Annotated in this window: 16 protein-coding genes and 1 tRNA gene; 8 read left to right on the forward strand and 9 right to left on the reverse strand. The window is 73.7% G+C overall.

Annotated features, from left to right (window positions below):
- Nucleotides 1-8: 8 nt before the first annotated feature.
- The gene (locus ACWGH1_RS06130; protein WP_453353325.1) at nt 9-1,508 is read left to right on the forward strand and encodes a CoA-acylating methylmalonate-semialdehyde dehydrogenase; all 1,500 of its coding nucleotides are present in this window, start codon (nt 9-11) and stop codon (nt 1,506-1,508) included.
- Nucleotides 1,509-1,564: 56 nt separating this feature from the next.
- Here the strand turns inward: ACWGH1_RS06130 and ACWGH1_RS06135 are convergent, their stop codons facing one another.
- The 5 genes from ACWGH1_RS06135 to ACWGH1_RS06155 form a co-directional block, all read right to left on the reverse strand.
- Entirely contained in the window at nt 1,565-2,644 is a 1,080-nt protein-coding gene (locus ACWGH1_RS06135; protein WP_453353326.1) for a WxL protein peptidoglycan domain-containing protein, read from the reverse strand.
- Between the two features lie 87 nt (nt 2,645-2,731).
- Nucleotides 2,732-4,024: a hypothetical protein gene (locus ACWGH1_RS06140; protein WP_453353327.1), complete on the reverse strand. Its 1,293-nt coding sequence runs from the start codon at nt 4,022-4,024 to the stop codon at nt 2,732-2,734.
- A 169-nt stretch (nt 4,025-4,193) separates the two neighbouring features.
- Complete coding sequence (locus ACWGH1_RS06145) at nt 4,194-5,423, reverse strand: S8 family peptidase (RefSeq protein ID WP_453353328.1); 1,230 nt, start codon at nt 5,421-5,423, stop codon at nt 4,194-4,196.
- A 126-nt stretch (nt 5,424-5,549) separates the two neighbouring features.
- The gene (locus tag ACWGH1_RS06150) at nt 5,550-5,957 is read right to left on the reverse strand and encodes an N-acetyltransferase family protein (RefSeq protein WP_453353329.1); all 408 of its coding nucleotides are present in this window, start codon (nt 5,955-5,957) and stop codon (nt 5,550-5,552) included.
- 299 nt (nt 5,958-6,256) lie between these two features.
- Nucleotides 6,257-6,619, reverse strand: coding sequence for a hypothetical protein (locus tag ACWGH1_RS06155; RefSeq protein WP_453353333.1), 363 nt, complete (start codon nt 6,617-6,619; stop codon nt 6,257-6,259).
- Between the two features lie 109 nt (nt 6,620-6,728).
- Between ACWGH1_RS06155 and sigJ the strand changes: the two genes are divergently transcribed.
- A complete protein-coding gene (sigJ, locus tag ACWGH1_RS06160; RefSeq protein ID WP_453353330.1) occupies nt 6,729-7,670 on the forward strand; it encodes an RNA polymerase sigma factor SigJ in 942 nt (313 codons plus the stop codon).
- 321 nt (nt 7,671-7,991) lie between these two features.
- On the opposite strand, the gene ACWGH1_RS06165 is transcribed toward sigJ, so the two are convergent.
- Complete coding sequence (locus ACWGH1_RS06165) at nt 7,992-8,705, reverse strand: 4'-phosphopantetheinyl transferase family protein (RefSeq protein WP_453353331.1); 714 nt, start codon at nt 8,703-8,705, stop codon at nt 7,992-7,994.
- A 128-nt stretch (nt 8,706-8,833) separates the two neighbouring features.
- The gene (locus tag ACWGH1_RS06170) at nt 8,834-9,382 is read right to left on the reverse strand and encodes a hypothetical protein (RefSeq protein WP_453353332.1); all 549 of its coding nucleotides are present in this window, start codon (nt 9,380-9,382) and stop codon (nt 8,834-8,836) included.
- Nucleotides 9,383-9,805: 423 nt separating this feature from the next.
- On the opposite strand from ACWGH1_RS06170, the gene ACWGH1_RS06175 reads away from it, so the two are divergent.
- Nucleotides 9,806-10,321: a phospholipase gene (locus ACWGH1_RS06175; RefSeq protein ID WP_453353334.1), complete on the forward strand. Its 516-nt coding sequence runs from the start codon at nt 9,806-9,808 to the stop codon at nt 10,319-10,321.
- A gap of 108 nt (nt 10,322-10,429) precedes the next feature.
- Here the strand turns inward: ACWGH1_RS06175 and ACWGH1_RS06180 are convergent, their stop codons facing one another.
- The gene (locus ACWGH1_RS06180) at nt 10,430-11,464 is read right to left on the reverse strand and encodes a hypothetical protein (RefSeq protein WP_453408469.1); all 1,035 of its coding nucleotides are present in this window, start codon (nt 11,462-11,464) and stop codon (nt 10,430-10,432) included.
- Nucleotides 11,465-11,730: 266 nt separating this feature from the next.
- Between ACWGH1_RS06180 and ACWGH1_RS06185 the strand changes: the two genes are divergently transcribed.
- Nucleotides 11,731-12,825, forward strand: coding sequence for a glycosyltransferase (locus tag ACWGH1_RS06185; protein WP_453355278.1), 1,095 nt, complete (start codon nt 11,731-11,733; stop codon nt 12,823-12,825).
- A gap of 94 nt (nt 12,826-12,919) precedes the next feature.
- Here ACWGH1_RS06185 and ACWGH1_RS06190 read toward each other — a convergent pair.
- Nucleotides 12,920-12,992 (reverse strand) — tRNA-Arg (locus ACWGH1_RS06190).
- Between the two features lie 323 nt (nt 12,993-13,315).
- On the opposite strand from ACWGH1_RS06190, the gene ACWGH1_RS06195 reads away from it, so the two are divergent.
- The 4 genes from ACWGH1_RS06195 to ACWGH1_RS06210 all read left to right on the forward strand — a co-directional run bounded on the left by ACWGH1_RS06195 (nt 13,316) and on the right by ACWGH1_RS06210 (nt 18,650).
- On the forward strand, nt 13,316-14,932 hold the full coding sequence (locus tag ACWGH1_RS06195; protein ID WP_453355279.1) for a dynamin family protein: 1,617 nt from the start codon (nt 13,316-13,318) through the stop codon (nt 14,930-14,932).
- Between the two features lie 4 nt (nt 14,933-14,936).
- Complete coding sequence (locus tag ACWGH1_RS06200; RefSeq protein WP_453355280.1) at nt 14,937-16,760, forward strand: GTPase; 1,824 nt, start codon at nt 14,937-14,939, stop codon at nt 16,758-16,760.
- A gap of 97 nt (nt 16,761-16,857) precedes the next feature.
- Complete coding sequence (locus ACWGH1_RS06205; protein WP_453355281.1) at nt 16,858-17,265, forward strand: single-stranded DNA-binding protein; 408 nt, start codon at nt 16,858-16,860, stop codon at nt 17,263-17,265.
- Between the two features lie 257 nt (nt 17,266-17,522).
- The gene (locus ACWGH1_RS06210; protein WP_453408470.1) at nt 17,523-18,650 is read left to right on the forward strand and encodes a TQXA domain-containing protein; all 1,128 of its coding nucleotides are present in this window, start codon (nt 17,523-17,525) and stop codon (nt 18,648-18,650) included.
- The last annotated feature ends 81 nt before the right edge of the window (nt 18,651-18,731 follow it).

Consider the following 18,731-nt stretch of genomic DNA (forward strand, 5'->3'; position numbering starts at 1 on the left):
CAAGGCACATGAAGACCGTCAACCACTGGATCGGTGGCAAGACCGTCGAGGGCGCGTCGGGCAACTACGGCCCGGTCACCGACCCGGCCACCGGCGAGGTCACCACGCAGGTCGCGCTCGCCTCCGCCGAGGAGGTCGACGCGGCCGTTCAGGTCGCCGCCGAGGCCTTCCAGAGCTGGGGCCAGTCCTCGCTGGCCGCCCGTACGAAGGTGCTGTTCGCCTACCGCGCCCTGCTGGACGCCAACCGCGACGCGATCGCCGAACTGATCGTCGCCGAGCACGGCAAGGTGCACTCGGACGCGCTGGGCGAGGTCGCGCGCGGCCTGGAGATCGTCGAGCTGGCCTGCGGAATCACCACGCAGCTCAAGGGCGAGCTGTCGACGTCGGTCTCCAACCGCGTCGACGTCTCCTCCATCCGCCAGCCGCTGGGCGTGGTCGCGGGCATCACCCCGTTCAACTTCCCGGCGATGGTGCCGATGTGGATGTTCCCGCTGGCCGTCGCCTGCGGCAACACCTTCATCCTCAAGCCGAGCGAGAAGGACCCCTCGGCCGCCAACAAGCTGGCCGAGCTGGCCACGGAGGCCGGTCTCCCGGCGGGCGTCCTGAACGTCGTCCACGGTGACAAGGTCGCCGTCGACGCGCTGCTCGCCCACCCCGGCATCGCGGCCGTCTCCTTCGTCGGCTCCACACCCATCGCCCGCCACATCCACACCACCGCCTCCGCCCACGGCAAGCGGGTCCAGGCACTGGGCGGCGCCAAGAACCACATGCTGGTACTGCCGGACGCCGACCTGGACGCCGCTGCCGACGCCGCCGTCTCGGCCGCCTACGGTTCGGCGGGCGAGCGCTGCATGGCCATCTCGGCGGTCGTGGCGGTCGGTTCGATCGCCGACGAGCTGGTGGAGAAGATCCGCGAGCGCGCCGAGAAGATCAAGATCGGCCCCGGCAGCGACCCGGCCTCCGAGATGGGCCCGCTGATCACCGCCGCCCACCGCGACAAGGTCGCCTCCTACGTCAAGGGCGCCGCGGCCCAGGGCGCGGACGTGGTCCTGGACGGCACCGGGTACACGGTCGAGGGCAACGAGAACGGCCACTGGATCGGCCTGTCGCTGCTGGACGACGTCAAGACCGACTCCGACGCCTACCGCGACGAGATCTTCGGGCCGGTGCTGTGCGTGCTGCGCACCGAGACCTACGAGGAGGGCGTGGCGCTCATCAACGCCTCGCCGTTCGGCAACGGCACCGCGATCTTCACCCGCGACGGCGGCGCCGCCCGCCGGTTCCAGCTGGAGATCCAGGCCGGCATGGTCGGCGTGAACGTGCCGATCCCGGTGCCGGTGGGCTACCACTCCTTCGGCGGCTGGAAGGACTCCCTCTTCGGCGACCACCACATCTACGGCAACGACGGCATCCACTTCTACACCCGCGGCAAGGTCGTCACCACCCGCTGGCCCGACCCCTCCGAGGCCCCGGCGGGCGTCGACCTCGGCTTCCCGCGCAACCACTGAGACGTTCTCTCCTCCGGCTTTCCCCTGCTTCGCCGGACCGCTCGCCCCCCGCACCCTCACGCGGGGGGCGAGCCCCGTTCCGCCGAGCGCCGCCGGCCCCAGCGGGCTGCGGCCAGGTCCTCCGCCGGGGCGGCCGGCCGGGGCCCGGGCCGGCGCCGGCGGCGCAGGGCCCGGCGGGCGAGGGCCGCGGCCGCCAGGAGCAGGCCGGCGCCGACGGCGGGCCACGGGACGGCGAGGAAGTCCGTACCGCCCTGCGCGCGCAGGTCCGGGTGGGCGGCCGCACCGGCCTTGACGTATACGTGCACCCAGTCCGACTGCGGGGCGTCCGGCCAGGGCTCCGTCAGCTCGATCCGCCGGCCCGGGAGCAGCACCAGCTTGAGGTCACGCGCCGGCCGCTCCAGTACCGTACGCCCGAACAGCCCCCCGGCGGTCACCGTCACCCGCGGCTCGACCACCACGTTGCCCCGGTTGACCAGGCTGTACGAGATCCGCGCCGAGGCGCTCCCGGCCCAGGGCAGCAGCGGCGCGTCCCGCTGCACCCTGACGTCCTCCACGGACAGCCCCGCGGTCACCGGCCCCGGCACCCGGAAGTACAGGCGGGCGCCGACCGACCGCTTCACCCCGACCTGGACCCTGCCGTCCTGCCGCACCCCCTCCACCGCGGTGTTCAGCGCCACGATCCCGCCGACGTGGTCACCCGGAGCGGCGCCCGCGGGGACCCGCACGGTGAAGGGGACGTCCTTGCGGCCCTTGGGCGGGACGGTGACCGTCCGTGCCGTCTCCGGCGGCAGGGTGATCCACGCGCCGATGTCCGTGGGCTTCGTCTCGACCGGCAGCAGCGCGAAGGCGCCGCCGACGGCGGTGTTCACCGCGTCGGTGGCGAAGACCTGGAAGGTCAGGTCCTTGTCGGAGGAGTTCAGGATCGTCACGCTGTCGGCGACGGTGGTCCCGGCGGCGCCCTGGTGGAAGAAGTACGCCCGGTCCGTCATCGCCGCTCCGGAAGGGGGCGTCGGGAAGACCCCCCACGTGCCGTTGTCCGCGGCCCTCGCGGCGGGCCCGCCGAGCAGGAGCGCCACGAGGGCCGGCAGCAGCAGGGCGAGGAGCAGACCGTACGGGGAAGCGGTGCGGGGGCGCATGTCGGTCCTCCAGTCACGTCGCGTCTGCGGGCGGGGCACCACGAGGGGTGGCACGGCACGCGCCGCACCACCCCCGGTGGAGGCGGATCAGGCGATCGAGAAGGTCACGACCGACTGGTAGGTGTCGGCGAACATGAACGGCGGCAGCTGGAGCATCGCCGCGCCGCCCACCGCGAACTCGCCGCCGGTCAGCTCGTCACCGCCGGCCGCCTGCGAGGCGATCTTCATCGGGGTGTCCGTGATGGCACCCGGCGCACCGGCGGTGCAGGTGCTCGGGCTGTCCGGGTTGGTCACCGTGCAGGACGGCTGGATGCCGAGCTGCGCCTTGGCCATGGAGTGGCCCGTGGCCGCGTTCAGGAACGGCGTACGGGTCGCCGTGACGTCCCAGCCGAGCGAACCGCCGCGGAAGTCCTGCACGGTGGCGGCGTTGAACGCGCCGAACACCGACTGCGCCTTGCCGTTGATGGTGACCGCACCGAAACTGACGGCCGGCTGGCCGTCCTTCGGGCCGAGGGCCAGCGGCCCGGGCAGCACCTCGACGTCGACGGGGTTCTTGACGCCCGCCTGGTCCTCCACGAACACGAACGACTTGTACGGGGTGACCGAGCCGTCGATCCTGATCGCGTCGGCCTTCTTGCCGACCGTCAGGTTGCAGGTCGCGGCGCCGGACGCGTCCGCCGTGCCGCTGCCGGTGTCACCCGTGGCCGCCCCCGCGAGGAGTGCGGAGCAGGTGACCGGGCCGGCCGGGAAGTTGGCGCCCGTCACGGTCACCGCCGTGCCCGCCTTGCCGCTGTTGGGCGTGACCTTGGTCGTCACCGGGTCCTTGGGCAGCGCCTCGACCGCGATCGAGGCGACGGAGGCGCTGGGGCGGGGCTCTGGCGTGCAGGTCGTGGTGTAGACGGTGCCGCCGAGGTCGGCGTCCGTGATCACCTGGTCGATGGTGATCTGCAGCGTCGTACCCTCGCTGCCTTCGGGAATGGTGACGGTCCCGCTGAAGGCGGGCGGGTCGGACTTCTTGTTGGCCTCTTGGTGGCTGGGGACGGCGGGGCTGGTGACCGTCTGCGCGACCCCGCCGACGAGCAGCTTCGCCTTGATGGTGTTGACCGTGTCGATGGTGAACATCGGGATGACCGGGGTCTCGCCCGGGTCGATCGTGATCGGCACGCTCTGACCGGCCTTCGCTGTGTCCGGCACCGTGATCGTGTAGTCCTGGGTGCCGTTGGCGCCCGGCTGGGGGGCGGGGGCGACACACTTCACCGGCACCGGGGTGGTCTTGGCCGCGGCCTGGGCCGTCCCCGTCACGGCCACGACACCACCGGTCAGGGCCAGGGACAACGCGCCCGCCCCGGCCAGCACTCTTCGTCGGAACGTTGTACTCACTGGGTCGCGACTCCTTCGTCAGACGAACCCTCCCCCCACCCGCTGTGAGGGGGAGGCCGAGCCGGTGCGGAGGCCGACATTGACGCGTCGCGGTGATGAGAAGTCAATGACTTGCCTCGGGCCGAAGCGCACACACATTGATGTCCCATCAGGCCGGGTGAGGACGGGGCTAGCGGGTGGTCGGGGTGTGCAGGAGGAGGTTCGGGGTGCCGGCCGGCAGGCCGGTGATCCGGCCGGGGGTGGCGTCGCGCAGGAGGCCCTGGGTGACCTGGGCGGGCGTCCGCGGGGTGCCGTCCGCCAGGAGCAGCGCGGCGACGCCGGCCACGTGCGGGGCGGCCATGGAGGTGCCGGTGGCCCGGGCGAGGGCGGTGGTGGAGCCCTTCCAGGCCGAGGCGATGCCCACGCCGGGAGCGGAGAGGTCGACGCACGGCCCGTACGCGGAGAAGGCGGCGCGGTGGTCGGCGGTGTCGGTGGCGCCGACGGTGACGGCGTCCGGGACGCGGGCGGGCGAGCCGGTGCAGGCGTCCTTGCCGGAGTTGCCGGCGGCCACGGTGAAGGTGATCCCGGCGGCGACGGCACGGGTGACGGCCGCGTCGAGGGCGTAGCTGCGGGTGCCGCCCATGCTCATGTTGGCGACGGCGGGCGCGGCGGCGGTGGCGGTGAGGGGCGCGGGGTCGCCGGCGGTGCCCGTGGCGGCTTCCTTGGCGGCCTTCGCCGCCTTGGCCGCCTTGGTGGCGTCCTTGACCATCCAGTCGATGCCGTTCACCAGGGACGACAGGCGTCCGCTGCCCCGGCAGTTCGCCACCTTCACCGAGACGAGCGAGACTCCCTTCGCCACCCCGTACGTCGCCCCGCCGATCGTTCCCGCCACATGGGTGCCGTGGCCGTTGCAGTCGCCGGACCCCTCGAACCACACGGTGTTGACGCCGGCCCGGGCGCGGCCCCCGAACTCCTGGTGCGGGGTGTTGATGCCGGTGTCGACGACGTACACGGTGACGCCCTCGCCCTTGGTGGCGTACGTGTACGAACCGTCGAGCGGGAGGTCGCCCTGGTCGATCCGGTCGAGGGACCAGGGGGCCAGCGGCTGGGTGTCGCTGGTCCGGAACTCGGTGTCCGGCTCGACGGAGGCCACCCGCGGGTCGGCGGCGAGCTCGGAGGCGCGGGCGGCGGTGGTGCGGACCGCGAAGCCGTTGAGGGCGGTGTCGTAGACGGCCACGACCTCGTCGCCGGCCCGCGCCGCCTCCGCGGCCATGGCGCGGGTCGCGGCCAGGGCGCGTGCGGCGCCGTCCTTGAGGACCACGACGTAGGGGGCGGTGGGGGCTTCGGGGGCCGGAGCCGTGGACAGGGCGGCCGTCGCCAGCAGGACGGTGGCCGGGAGCAGCGTGGTGAGTGCGGTCATGCGGCGATGTTCGGCCGGGTGGGGGGCGCCCGCGCGGGGGGTGCGCCGACTGGCCCCCGACACGCCGCCGCAGGGGTTAGGGGTGCCCGGCGGATCACGGCCGGACCCTGATCCCGCCGACGCCCCCTAGAGCGGCCAGCCGCGCATCGCGAAGACGCCCTCGTCGCGCGCGCCGGCCGAGGCGTAGGTGGCGAGGGCCGCCTCGTTGTCGGTGTCGACCCCCACCCACATGCCGTAACAGCCGCGCGCCCGGGCCTCGTCGGCGAGGGCCAGGGCGAGCTGCCGGCCGATGCCGCGGCGCCGGTAGCCCTCGTCCACCGCGAGCTCGTACAGGCACATCTCGGTGCCCTTGTCGGGGTGGCTCATCTCGACGCCGGAGACCATGCCGGCGGGGACGCCGTCGACGTAGGCGATCAGCATCAGGTGCCCGGGCGCGTCCAGGAACCGGGTGGCCCACTCCGCGCGGACGGGCCCGTCGAAGAGCCCTTCGGCGGCGGTGAGCTCGGCAACGCTGCGGGCACGGCGGACGTCCATACCGCCGATGCTAGTGCTGTGGCCGGGAAGGTTCGCAGGGTTGCGGTGTTCGGTGCGGTGCATCGCACGGCGGAGGGCCGCGGCTCGTACTGGACGTACTTCCGTGGTCCGACAACGCTGGGGGTACCTCCCAGCGGTAGCTGGGGGACGAGGTGCAGTGCCGGGCGCCGCGACCCGGTGGACCTTTCCGGTCACAGCACCAGCCGCCCTACCGCCCCCCCACGGCCGAGCGCGCGGGCTCGCCGCACCGGACGGCCCGTCGGCGGCCGGGGCGGGCCGGAACCCGGGCGTGAACGGCCTCAGCGCCGCGCCAGCGCCAGCACGCTCAGGCCGAACATCAGTACGCCCAGCGGCAGATGCACCGACGGTATGTGCGCGATGCCCAGTACCACCTGGACCGAGGCCAGGACCAGGAAGCCGGACGCGTGCCAGACGGGCCGGACCGGCCCGCCGCCCGGCTTCCACGCCAGCACCGCCGCGAGCACGTACAGCATGGACGCCCCGTACATCACACGGGCTCCGACCCCGTGCAGCGTCTCTCCGTAGGACGCCGTCAGCAGCAGTCCGGCGGAGACCGCCTGGAGGAAGATGGTCAGGGTCTGCAGGGCGATCGCGATCCGCAGGAACGGGAAGCGGTGCCGCGCCGTCGTCCGGGTTGCCATGTCCGTCATGTCACGGTCCTCTTTCCCGCCCGGGGCAGTAGATCGATAAGGTCTCACCAGCCCGACGACGCGGGCCTGCGAAAGGTAAGGCGAGGGGGCGGTCGGCGGCATGGGGACGCCTGGGGCACGCACCGACGACATAGCCGGTGAGTGGCGCCAACTGATGAACATCGCCTACCGGTTGCTCGGTTCGCTGACCGAGGCCGAGGACGCCGTGCAGGAGGCATACGCGCGCTGGTTCGCGCTGCCACGAAGCCGGCAGGACGAGATCGTGTCCCCCGGCGCCTGGCTGACGACGGTGACCGGCCGCGTCTGCCTGGACGTACTCGGCTCGGCGCGGGCCCGGCGTGAACGCTACGTCGGCGCGTGGCTGCCCGATCCGCTGCCGGACCACGCCGAGTGGGGACCCGGCCACGGCCGGGCCGCCGACCCCGCCGACCAGCTGGTCCTGGACGAATCGGTGACCATGGCCTTCCTCGTCGTCCTGGAGTCGATGACTCCCGCCGAGCGGGTGGCGTTCGTCCTGCACGACGTCTTCCGTTACCCCTTCGCCGAGATCGCCGGCATCCTCGGCCGCAGCCCCGCGGCCTGCAAGCAGCTCGCGGCCTCCGCCCGGCGGCGGGTGCGCCCCACGCCCGCTCCGGTGACGGCGGCCGGGCAGGCCGGCGCGGTGCGGCAGGTCAAAGAGGCATGGGAGACCAAGGACATCGCGGCCCTCGTCGGCCTTCTCGACCCGGGCGCGGTGATGACCGCCGACGGCGGCGGCATGGTCGGTGCCGCACTCCGCCCGATCGAAGGGGGTGCCCGCATCGCCCAGTACATGGTCGCCATCGCAGACAAGGCTCCGGGACTCGAACTCCTCGAGCGCTCGGTCAACGGCATGCCCGGCCTGGTGGCCCTGCGGGCCGGCGTCGTCATGACCGTGGCGGCGTTCGACTTCGCCGACGGCCGCGTCACCCGCATCTGGGCGGTCCGCAATCCGGAAAAGCTCCGCCCGTGGCTGCGGGACGGCCAAGGCCTGTCCGGCAAACCTTCCCGGCCACAGCACTAGGCCGGCCGCATGCCTTCTGCACTCATCGTCGGTTACGACCCGCCCCGGTCCGGCGAGCACGGCATCGAGGGCTGTTTCCGCCCTTCGAGCAGGTCGTGGACCTGATCCACCGCCATGTGCCGCAGGATGCCAGCGCGTTCGACTCCAGCGGTGGGGACACCGTCGAGGCGGCACGACGCCGGCTGTGAAGCCCGGCCGGCCGACCGCATCCCGACCTGCAGCCGGATCACGGCAGCGGTGACGGTCTCGCGGAGCGCGTACGCGGGCAGTCGTACCTCGCGGGCCCCGTTCGCCGCCCGGCCAGGGCGACGGTGGGTCCGTTCACCGCCCGGCCGGGGCAGTGGCCACAGCGGCGGCCGCCGCGTAGCCCGAAGGGGCCGTAAGGTCGCGCAGGGTCCAGTCGGGCATCTGCGCCGGGGCCGGGCCCGAGCCCACGTACGGTTCGGCCACGCCCCGCGCGAGGCCCGCGCCCGTCGCCTTGAGGATGGCCTCCTTGCGGGCCCAAAGACGGCCCAGTGCCACCGGCCGGTCCGCCTCCGCCAGCGCCGTGAGTTCCGCCGTCTCCGCCGGATGCAGCGTGCTCAGTACGTCCGTCACCACCGCCGTACCCGGGGTGCCCTCCACGTCCACCCCGACCGGCACCGCGGCGAACGCCAGGTACGCCAGCCCCGCGGTGTGCGACAGCGAGAAGTGCACCCCTCCGCCCGCCACCGCCGGGCGCCCGTGCGGACCGCCGCAGCAGGGGCACTCCTCGCGAATCAGCGAGACGTCCGCCGGAGCCGTCCCGAGGTAGGCGCCGAGCAGCGCCCGCAGCCCCAGGTGGGAGGCCAGGTAGCCGTGCCGGTCGGCGGGCCGCACCAGCCGCCCGGCTCGCTCCCGCTCCGCCGCGTCGAGTACCGCCGCGGCCTCTTCCACCGCGTGCCCGGCCACCACGCCGCGCCGCGTGTCCAAGGCCCACACGGTCAGGCCCCCGCCCTCGGGCGGCGGGCCGACGCGCGGTGTGTCACCGCCGAGTTGGTTCACGTACACCGTCACCTGACGAGGGTAGACGAGGCGGCCACCGCCCTCAGCGCCCCGGTTATCCTCGTGCTGCTGCTCCGCCGCCCCACCGTTCCAGGGGGAGACACCGTGCACAGTGCCGTCGTGACACCGCACGGCACGGCCTACCGCTGGGCCGCCGCCCGCACCGCCGGGGTCGCCTGGTGGGATGCCTGCCGGCTCGCCTGCTGGGGTATGAGGCCGCCCGGAGACGGCGTTCCGTCGGTCCAGGCGTAGACCCGCTTGCCGCGCACCGCGACCTGGTACTGGTAGTGGTCCCGGCACTCGGGCCGCGCATCCTGCCGGGTGTCACCCGGCCACCACCGGGCGTTCAGGAGCGGACCGCGGACCTTGCTCGGTGTCCCCGCGGCGCACTGCGGGCCGTCCAGCGGGGTCGCGCCGAGCGTGAACCGGATCAGCCGGGCCCGGCCGTCGGTCCGCACCCGTACCCGTATGTCCGTGGCGTCCTTCGGTACCCAGCTCGGCAGGGCGAACGCCCGGTCACCGCGCGCGGGCGCATCGGCGGCGGTCGCGAAATGCTTCCCCTTCTCCTTGAACACGCTCTCGTTGAAGGAATCCGAGACCGGGTTCGGCGGGAGGTGGGGCAGGGCGAGGGCGGCGGTGGTCAGTACTCCCGCTGTGGCGGCGACGAGGACGAGCGGACGGCGGTTCATGACGACAAGTGTTCGCCCGGCGGGCCCGTTCGCGCGTCCCTCCGCAGAACGAACCGAGAATCTGCCGGAAGTCTGACGCGACTCATACCTGAGAGCGGTGCCCTTTCCCCGAGCGCCCTCCGCCCCTGCGCGGAACTCCCTCCTCCACCCGCGCCCCGGCGCGTGCTTGACGCCCGCGCCGGCCGAACGGCCCCGGTCACGGCCTCGCCCGCCGGCGCACCCCGACCGGCCGACACCTCTGGCCCTCGCCTCGCCGCCGAGTGACGCGCTGTCATACCTGAGGCGTACGCCCGCCAACGCTCCGCGACACCCGCGCCCCCGGGTCGCGTTAGAAGAGCGGTGCCCGCCGGCAGCGGAGCCGTCCCCGCGGCCGCCGCCCCCGTCCGGCACGCCCCCGCCGCCGTCGCCCTCCGGAGGACCGCCTTGCGCCTCTTCGCCCCGCTCCTCGCCACCGCCGCCGCAGGCCTGCTGGCCCTCACGCCCCCGGCGGACAAGCCGCAAGTCCTGAACGACTGGACCCGCACCAGCGCCGCGAGCCACGACGCCTGGGCGACCGCGCGCGCGAACCGGCGCGACTGGGCGGCGTACGCCTTCGACTGGACGACGGACTACTGCACCACCTCCCCGGACAACCCGTTCGGCTTCCCGTTCCGCATGGCCTGCGCCCGCCACGACTTCGGCTACCGCAACTACGGCGCGGCAGGCCGCTTCCGCGCGCACAAGCCGCGCCTGGACGCCGCCTTCCACGCCGACATGAAGCGCGTGTGCGCCCATTACGCGGGGGCCCGCAGGGCCTCCTGCCTCAGCACCGCGTGGACCTACTACCAGGCCGTCAAGGCCTTCGGCGTCGGCCCGGGCACCGCCGTGCCGACCGTCACCAGCCCCGCCACCACCAGCCCCGCCACCACCAGCCCCGCCCCCACCAGCCCCGCCCCCTGAACCGCCCCCGGACGCGACAGTGTGCTGTGTCCCGGATGCCGGCGGACACAGCACACATCACCGCACTACCTCAGTGCTTCGGTACCTCGTACGCCACGACCCGACGGGTCAGGGGCGCTTCATGCCCTTCGGGGCGGCCATGGGGATCGCGGCGCCCTTGGGTCCGGCGGCGGGCTTCATCGCCGTCGTGTGTTTCTTGGCCCGGAGCGGGTCCACCGGAGTCGGCGTCGTCTGCTGGACCCACGGCTCGTCCCAGGTGAAATTGGTGCCGTTCACGTCGCCGTGCGTCTGCCACACGGCCCCGCTCACCGTGACCACCTTGACGTAGGCGTCGGCGAGCCGCGCCTCGATGGCGACGCCGCAGACATCGCCGGGGTAGTTCGGGTTCGCGGGGTCGGCCAGGGTGCCCGTCGTGTTGCTGAGGTCCTGCCAGGTGATGGTCCCGCCCAGCGAGGGCCCCCTGCCGACGAACGTCCTGCCGTTGGTGAGCACGGCCTGGAAGTCCTCGACGCGCGAGGGCGCGAGCGCGTCGATGTCGGAGCACGGGCCGGTGGCGCCCGTCGCCCCGGTCGCCCCTGCCGGTCCGGCCGCACCCGCCGGGCCCGCCGGTCCCGCCGCACCCGCCGGGCCCGCAGGTCCTGCCGGTCCGGCCGCACCCGCCGGACCGGCCGGTCCGGCAGCGCCCTCAGGTCCCGCCGGGCCCGCCGGTCCCGCAGGTCCGGTGTCGCCGGTCGGTCCGGTGTCACCCGTCGGTCCGGGCGGGCCGGTCGGACCCGTCGGGCCCTCGCACAGGTCGCCGTGGGCCGCCTTCTTGGCCGCCTGCTGGCCGGGAACCACCTTCTCCGCGCCCGGCTGACCGAGTCGGGCCTGACCGTGGCCCTCCTCCTGCCCGCTGCCGTCCTCCGGACGTCCGTCGTGGTGGTGCGGCGGCCTTCCCTGGCAGTGGTCTTCGTCGCCACCGTTCATCGGACCCGACAGACGGATGTCGGCTGTGGTCGTGGCGGCGTTCGGCGCCATGGCGATCGCGGGACTCGCGATTCCCGTCAGCAGCAGGGCGAGCGACGCGACGACGCCGCCTTTCAGTCGGCTGCCGCGTTGGGGAAGCGGTCCAAGACAGGACCGGTTCGTGGGCCCAGGACTCATTCGTGTGCTCCTTGTCGAGCCGGATCAGGGGTTGGTGCGGGAAGCGGGTTCACGCTTCCCCTGCCGTCATCGGAGTCCAGTTGTGGCGACTTGAGGCTTTTGTCGGCCTATTAACGGATTGGCCTACAAGGCGAGCTCCAACGGGCGCGTGCCCTCCGGCGAACCCGCCCGGGTGGTCGGCGCGGCGCCCGTGGTCCTTCCGGACCGGTCCCTAAGGTCGCATCTCGCCAGGTCGCCCGGCCCGATCCGCACGAAATGGTGATGCCGTGAAGCCGTCCGTCTGCCTTTGCATGATCGTCAAGAACGAGTCGAAGGTCATCGAACGATGCCTCGCCGCCGTCCGGGACCTCATCGACACCTGGGTCATCACCGACACCGGCTCGACCGACGGAACCCAGGAGCTCGTCCGCGCGGCGCTCGAGGGCATCCCGGGCGAACTCCACGAGGAACCCTTCCGCGACTTCGGTCACAACCGGAGCCTGAACATCGCCCGTGCCCGCGGCCGCGCGGACTACCTGCTCCTCCTCGACGCCGATCTGGTGATCCGGCGCGACGGCCCGCTCCCCCCGCTGACGGCCGACTCCTACATGCTCCGCCACGAAGGCCCGACCGAGTACCGCATCAAGCGCCTGGTCCGCGGCGACCTGCCCTGGCGCTACGAGGGCGTCACCCACGAGTACCTGACCGCCGACCAGGAGCACTCCCAGCAGAACCTGGACGCGCTCGTCATCGAGGACTACGGCGACGGCGGCTCCAAGCACGACAAGTTCGAACGCGACGAGCGGCTGCTGAGCGCCGAGCTGGAACGCGACCCCGCCAACGCCCGGACCGTCTTCTACCTGGCGCAGACCCTGCGCGACATGGGCCGCAGCGACGAGGCGATCACCCTGTACGAGCGGCGCGCGCAGATGGGCGGCTGGGCCGAAGAGGTGTACTTCGCGCTCCTGCAGTCCGGGATCCTACGGGCCGACTCCGGTGACTGGCCGTCCGCCATGGACGCCTTCTCGCGCGCCTGGGAGTCCCGCCCCCAGCGCCTCGAAGCCTGTTACGAACTGGCGTCCCGACTGCGCCGGATGGGCCGGCACCACTCGGCGCACGCGTTCGTCCGGTCCGCGCTCGGCCGGCCGCGGCCGGCCGACCTGCTGTTCATCCAGCCGTGGGTGTACAGCTGGGGGCTGCTGTTCGAGTACTCGATCACGGCCTACTGGGTGGGCGACCACGCCGCTTCGCTCGAAGCCTGCGACCGTCTGCTGACCCTGCCGGAGCTCCCCCCGGCGTATCGCGAGCAGACGATCGCCAACCGCGAATTCGCCGTCGGCCGGCTCGCCCAGGTCCCCGAACCGGCCACGGCGTCGTGCTGACCCCCGCCGCCCGAGCGGCCCACCCGGCGCAGTCCGCGGCGGCGCGCACGGAAGCCCTCCACGGGGGAGGGCTTCGGGGTGGGGAAGTGGAGAGTGCCCCCGGCAGGACTCGAACCTGCGGCCAAGTGCTTAGAAGGCACCTGCTCTATCCACTGAGCTACGGGGGCCGGAAGGTGGCCGTGGTGGCCTGGAGCCCCTGGGTGGGGGTGGGACTGTGGTCCGTGCCGGGTCAAGGATAGGGCTCCGGTCGCCTTGTCCCGGTTGCTTCACCCGCGTGCCACGATGTGGAGGTTCGGTGAAGCGGTCCGATAATCGCAGGCAGGTGCGATTCTCGCATCGCTTTTGCGCCGAGGCGCCCCTGGGTGTTGTGCACTCGTTATGCCTGCGTCCCACTCGTCCGCCGTGTCCATGATGTCCCGCTGGAGTCGCGGTCGGCGCGCAGAGGGCGTATAAGCTTCAAAAATGGCCTTAAATTGGGCATTCTTCGCATGTGGTGACCTTGGATGTTCGGCCTCAGCTGCTCGATGCCCTGTCCGCCCTGCGCGACCGGGTCGCGTCCGTGCGTCTGCCGCTGCCCCTGCCCGGCGCCCCGCGCGCCCGCCAGACGAGAGCCGAGCTGCTCGCGCAGCTCGACGACTACCTCGTACCCCGGCTCAAGGCGCCCGAGGCGCCACTCCTCGCCGTCATCGGCGGGTCCACCGGGGCCGGTAAGTCCACCCTCGTCAACTCCCTCGTAGGACGCCAGGTGAGTGAAGCCGGTGTACTGCGCCCCACGACACGCATCCCCGTACTGGTCTGCCACCCGGACGACCACCACTGGTTCGCCGGCATGCGGGTCCTGCCCGACCTCACCCGCGTATGGGCGCCGCAGGACGAGGAGGACGTACGCCCCACACCCAGAAGGACGAATCCGCGCGGACATCACCACGCCACCCGCGAACTGCGGATCGAGACCGTCTCCACCCTCCCCCGCGGCCTCGCCCTCCTCGACGCCCCCGACATCGACTCCCTCGTCGTCGACAACCGGACGCTCGCCGCCGAGCTCATCTGCGCCGCCGACGTGTGGGTCATGGTCACCACCGCCTCCCGGTACGCGGACGCCGTCCCCTGGCACCTCCTGCGTACCGCCAAGCAGTACAAGGCCACCCTCGTCACCGTCCTCGACCGGGTCCCGCACCAGGTGCTCGCCGACGTCTCACGGCAGTACGGGGCCCTGCTCACCCGCGCCGGACTCGGCGACGTACCGCGGTTCACCGTCCCGGAACTGCCCGAGTCGGCCGGCGGGGGCGGACTGCTGCCGGCCAGCGCCGTCGCGCCGCTGTTCGAGTGGCTGAGCCACCACGCCACGGACCCGGCAGCCCGCCAGTACGCCGTCGGACGGACCGCGCTCGGCGCGCTCGACTCCCTCAGCCGCCGCATGCCGGAACTCGCCTCCGCCGTCGCCGCCCAGCACGCCGCCGCCGTACGGCTGACCGCAGCGGTCGAAGACGCGTACAAGCGCGAGGGCCGGCGGGTGCGCAACCGGCTCGACCGGGGGGCCGTACTCGCCGGTGACGCCCTGACCCGCTGGCGCGGCTACCCCCTCGACACCAGCGCCGACGAACTGCTCGACTCGCTGGCCGAATCCCTCGCCGCACTGCTCCAGTGCGCGGTCGCCGCCGCCGACGAGCGGATCGCCGAAGCCTGGCGGCGCGAACCCGCCGCCGCGGCCGTACCCCTGGCCGCCCCCGACCACGAGGCGGCGGAACGCATCGGCATGGCCGTACGCCGCTGGCGGCGAGTGCTGGAGGAACTCGCGGAGGAGGAGGTCGCACAACTCGACCGGCAGCCCGCGCCCGACCCCGACGGCGTCGCGGCCCTCCTCGTCTCCACCCTCCTCGGCGGCAAACGGGCCCGGCCGGCCGGGGAGAAGCTCGCCGAGCGGATCGGCGCACAGGCCGCCCTGCGCCTGCGCGACCGGGGCGCGGAACTCGTCGGCGAGCACCTCGACCAAGTGCTGCGCGCCGAACGGGACCGCCGGCTCGCCCCGTTGGAAGCCCTCGAAGTGACCCCCGAACCACAGGCCGAGCTGATCGCCGCGTTGTCCGTACTGCAGAAGGAGAGGTGACACGGTGAGCGCCTTGACCGACCGCAGCGAGGAACGCTGGGACGACGGCTTCATCGCACGCTCGCGCCCCCGGCCCACCGGCGAGGGCCCGGACGGCGACGGCGACGACAGCGACGAGGCGCTCGTCCGGGCCGTCTCGGGAGCCGGCAACGACGGCGGCAAGGCGCCCGCGCCCCCGCTCAGCCCCGAGGCACAGGCCCTGCGCACCCGCCTGGACGCGCTGCGCCAGCTCGTCGGGCTGTCGCGGACCCGCATCCTCGACGGCAAGAGCCTCGCCGAGGCCGGCCGCGTGCTCGACGAGGCGGCGGCGCGGCGCGGACTCTCCCCCCAGCACACGGTCGTCGCGATCGCCGGGGCCACCGGGAGCGGCAAGTCCACCCTCTTCAACGCCCTCGCCGGAGTGCAGATCTCCGAAACGGGGCTGCGCCGCCCGACCACCGCCGCGCCCATCGCGTGCAGCTGGTCGGACGGGGCCGCCGGACTGCTCGACCGGCTGGAGATCCCGGGCCGGCTGCGACGCCGGCCGCGGGAGACCTCGGAGGCCGAGGCGCTGCGCGGGATGGTCCTCGTGGACCTGCCCGACCTGGACTCGGCGGTCGTCGCGCACCGCGAGCACGTGGACCGGGTACTGGCGCTGGTAGACGCGGTGGTGTGGGTGGTCGACCCGGAGAAGTACGCCGACGCGGTGCTGCACGAGCGGTACCTGCGGCCGCTGGCCGGGCACGCGGAGGTGACGTTCGTCGTACTGAACCAGTTGGACCGGCTGCCCGGTGAGGCCGCCGACCTGGTCCTGGACGATCTGCGGCGGCTGCTCGACGAGGACGGCATGGCGCTCGGCGAGCACGGCGATCCCGGCGCCACCGTCCTCGGCCTGTCCGCGCTGACCGGCGAGGGGGTCGGGGAACTGCGCGAACTCCTCGGACAGTTCACCCAGGAGAAGGGCGCCGCGACCCGGCGGATCTCCGCCGATGTCGACCGGGCCGCGGCGCAGCTGCATCCGCTGTACGTCGCCGACGGGCACTCCGGGCCCGAGATCGGGGAGGCGGCGCGCGCCGCGTTCGAAGACCGGCTCGCGGAGGCGGTCGGGGCGTACGCGGCCGGGCTCGCCGCCGAGCGGGCCTGGCGGCGCAACGCCGGCAAGGCGTGCGGGACGCCGTGGCTGCGGCTGTGGCGCTGGTACGAGAGCAGGCGCGCCCCGCGCTCCCTGTCGGGCCTGGCCGCCCTCGCGGCGATCGGGCGCTCCCCGGGCGTCGGTCCGGCGCCGGCCGAGGAGGAGGTCACGGCGCGGCAGCGGGTGGAGCAGGCGGTGCGGACCGTCGCGGACGAGGCGGCCGTCGGGCTGCCCGCGCCGTGGGCGCAGGCGGTACGGGAGACCGCGGTGCGCGGAGCCGAACGGCTGCCCGAGGCACTGGACGAGATCGCGGTGACCCTCGGCACGGCCCTCGCCGTACCCAAGATCAAGCCGCCGCGGCCCAAGTGGTGGCCGGCGGCGGTACTGGCGCAGGCGTCCATGACGCTGCTGCAGATCTTCGGCGGGGCGTGGCTGACCGGGCAGATCATCGGGGTCCTGGAGCCGCGCCTGATGCCGCCGGTGCTGCTGATGGTGGCGGGCATCGTCGGAGGGCCCCTGGTCGAATGGGCCTGCTCGATGGCGGCTCGGGGGCCGGCGCGCCGGTACGGGCAGGACGCGGAGCAGCGGCTGCGGCAGGCGGCGGCCGGGTGCGGGCGGGCCCGGGTGCTGGAGCCGGTCGCGGCGGAGCTGCTGCGGTACCGGGAGGTGCGCGAGCAGTACGCGACGGTGGCCAGGTTGTCCACAACCCGCCAGTAATCCACAGGCCCGAGCGGGACCCGGGGCGCCGGGCCAGCATGGTCCTACCCCGCGCGGACGGTCCGGACGGGGACGGATGCGGGGGAGGGGAGCCGGGATGAACGACACCCTGGTGACGCTGGTGGGCCATGTGGCGACCCAGATCGACTTCAAGGAGACGCCGACGGGCCCGTCGGCGAGGTTCCGGTTCGCGGTGACGCCGCGCTACTTCGACCGGCGCAAGGAAGCCTGGTCCGACGGCTCGACCAGCTTCTACACGGTGTGGGCGCGGCGGACGCTGGCGGTCAACCTGGCGAGTTCCGTTTCGGTCGGCGAACCGCTGGTGGTGCACGGACGGCTGCGGGTCCGGGAGGACCCGCCCGACGGGGACGGCGTCCGGTGGTTCTCGGCGGACATCGACGCCTTCGCCATCGGACACGACCTCAACCGCGGGACGGCGGCCTTCCGCCGGGTCGTGGGAACGGACGTCCCGCTGATGGGCACTCAGAAGGCGGCGGTGGTCTGAATGTTCGATGCGGCTAAGATCACCCGGTACTCACGGGCACCTGGGCCTTCGGCCCGAAGGGGAAGACTGTGTCGATCGCTGTTCCCGCATCCTCCGTTCCTGCTCCCGCTGTTGTTCCTGTCACCGGTCCGCCACCGGTCCCGCCCGCCCCGGGGTCCGACGGTGTTCCGGTCCGCCCTGGCGGTGCTCCGGTTCGGATTCCGGTTCCGGTCGCCGGCCGGGCTTCCGTACGGGCCTCCGCGCGGCGGCCGCTGGCGGTGGCGCTGCTGGCGGCGGCACTTGCCGCCGCGCCCGGAGCACAGGCCGCGGCCGACTCCGGTTCGGCGCCGGAGCGGGCGCCCGGGGGCGCGAGCGCCGTGCTGGACGGGCTGAAGACGTACGGGCAGGCGGTACTGCGCGGCGGGGACGGATCGGTGCGGCAGATCCCGGCCGGACTGTGCGAGATGCGCGTCGACGGCGGCGGCATGCTCCAGACGTACGGAGTCGGGGTGGCGGGCTACGCCCAGCCCGAGGCCCGGTACACCGAGAGCGGATGGGGCGGGACGCCGCTCGCCGCCAACCAGGAGGCGGGCCGGATCCGCTGGGTGCTGGAGCACTCCTACCCGCAGCTCAACGATCTGGCCGGGCTGGCCAAGGCGGCCGGGGCAGGTTCCCTCACCGCCGAGAGCGCGGCGGCGGGCACCCAGGTGGCGATCTGGCGGCTGGCCGACGGCGCGCAGGTCGAGGCGGCGGACCCGGCGGCGGAGAAGCTCGCCGACTACCTCCAGCGGGAGGCGGGCCGGCTCGCGGAACCGCCGGCGTCGCTGGGGCTGGACCCCGGGGAGGTGTCCGGTCCGGTGTCGGGGCCGACGGGCGCCCGGCTCGGGCCGGTCACGGTGCGGACGGGCGCGCAGAGCGTGACGGTCACCCCGGACGCGGCGGCGGTGGCCATGGGGGTGCGGGTGGTGGACGCCGAGGGACGGCCGCTGACCACCGCGGGCAACGGGACCCGGCTCTACTTCGAGGTGCCCCCGGGCACACCGGACGGGCAAGCCTCGGTCGTCGTCCAGGGCTCCACCAGGGTCCCGGTCGGACGGGTCTTCGCCAACGGGATCCCGGGGCAGGCGCAGATCGTGGCAGGCTCCAGCGCCGTCGCGACGGCCGCCACGGCGACGGCGCTCTGGCCCGCGCCCGGGGCGGCCCCGATGGGCGGGGCGGCGGCGGTGGCGCTGACGTCGCCGGACGATTCCGTCGCCGGGGAGCACCTCGCCACCAGCGGCAGCTCGGCGGCAACCCCGGTGATCGCGGGCCTGGCGGTCGGCCTGGTGGTGCTGGGCGGCATGGTGGTCCTGCTCCTGCGCAAGCGCCCCCTGGAGGACGAGCCCGGCCCCCAGGACGACCTGTAGTACCCGGCGGCCACGGCCCGGCTACGCCGCGCCGGCGGTCCGGCCGTACGGCCGGAGGGGCCGCCGGCGGGCTGAGGGCGG

This window comes from Streptomyces sp. NPDC054883, assembly GCF_053610645.1.

Coding starts and splice junctions, on each gene's coding strand:
- ACWGH1_RS06130 (WP_453353325.1), top strand. CDS start 9: ATGAAGACCGTCAACCACTGGATCGGTGGCAAGACCGTCGAGGGCGCG.
- ACWGH1_RS06135 (WP_453353326.1), bottom strand. CDS start 2,644: ATGCGCCCCCGCACCGCTTCCCCGTACGGTCTGCTCCTCGCCCTGCTG.
- ACWGH1_RS06145 (WP_453353328.1), bottom strand. CDS start 5,423: ATGACCGCACTCACCACGCTGCTCCCGGCCACCGTCCTGCTGGCGACG.
- ACWGH1_RS06150 (WP_453353329.1), bottom strand. CDS start 5,957: ATGGACGTCCGCCGTGCCCGCAGCGTTGCCGAGCTCACCGCCGCCGAA.
- ACWGH1_RS06155 (WP_453353333.1), bottom strand. CDS start 6,619: ATGGCAACCCGGACGACGGCGCGGCACCGCTTCCCGTTCCTGCGGATC.
- sigJ (WP_453353330.1), top strand. CDS start 6,729: ATGGGGACGCCTGGGGCACGCACCGACGACATAGCCGGTGAGTGGCGC.
- ACWGH1_RS06170 (WP_453353332.1), bottom strand. CDS start 9,382: ATGAACCGCCGTCCGCTCGTCCTCGTCGCCGCCACAGCGGGAGTACTG.
- ACWGH1_RS06180 (WP_453408469.1), bottom strand. CDS start 11,464: ATGAGTCCTGGGCCCACGAACCGGTCCTGTCTTGGACCGCTTCCCCAA.
- ACWGH1_RS06205 (WP_453355281.1), top strand. CDS start 16,858: ATGAACGACACCCTGGTGACGCTGGTGGGCCATGTGGCGACCCAGATC.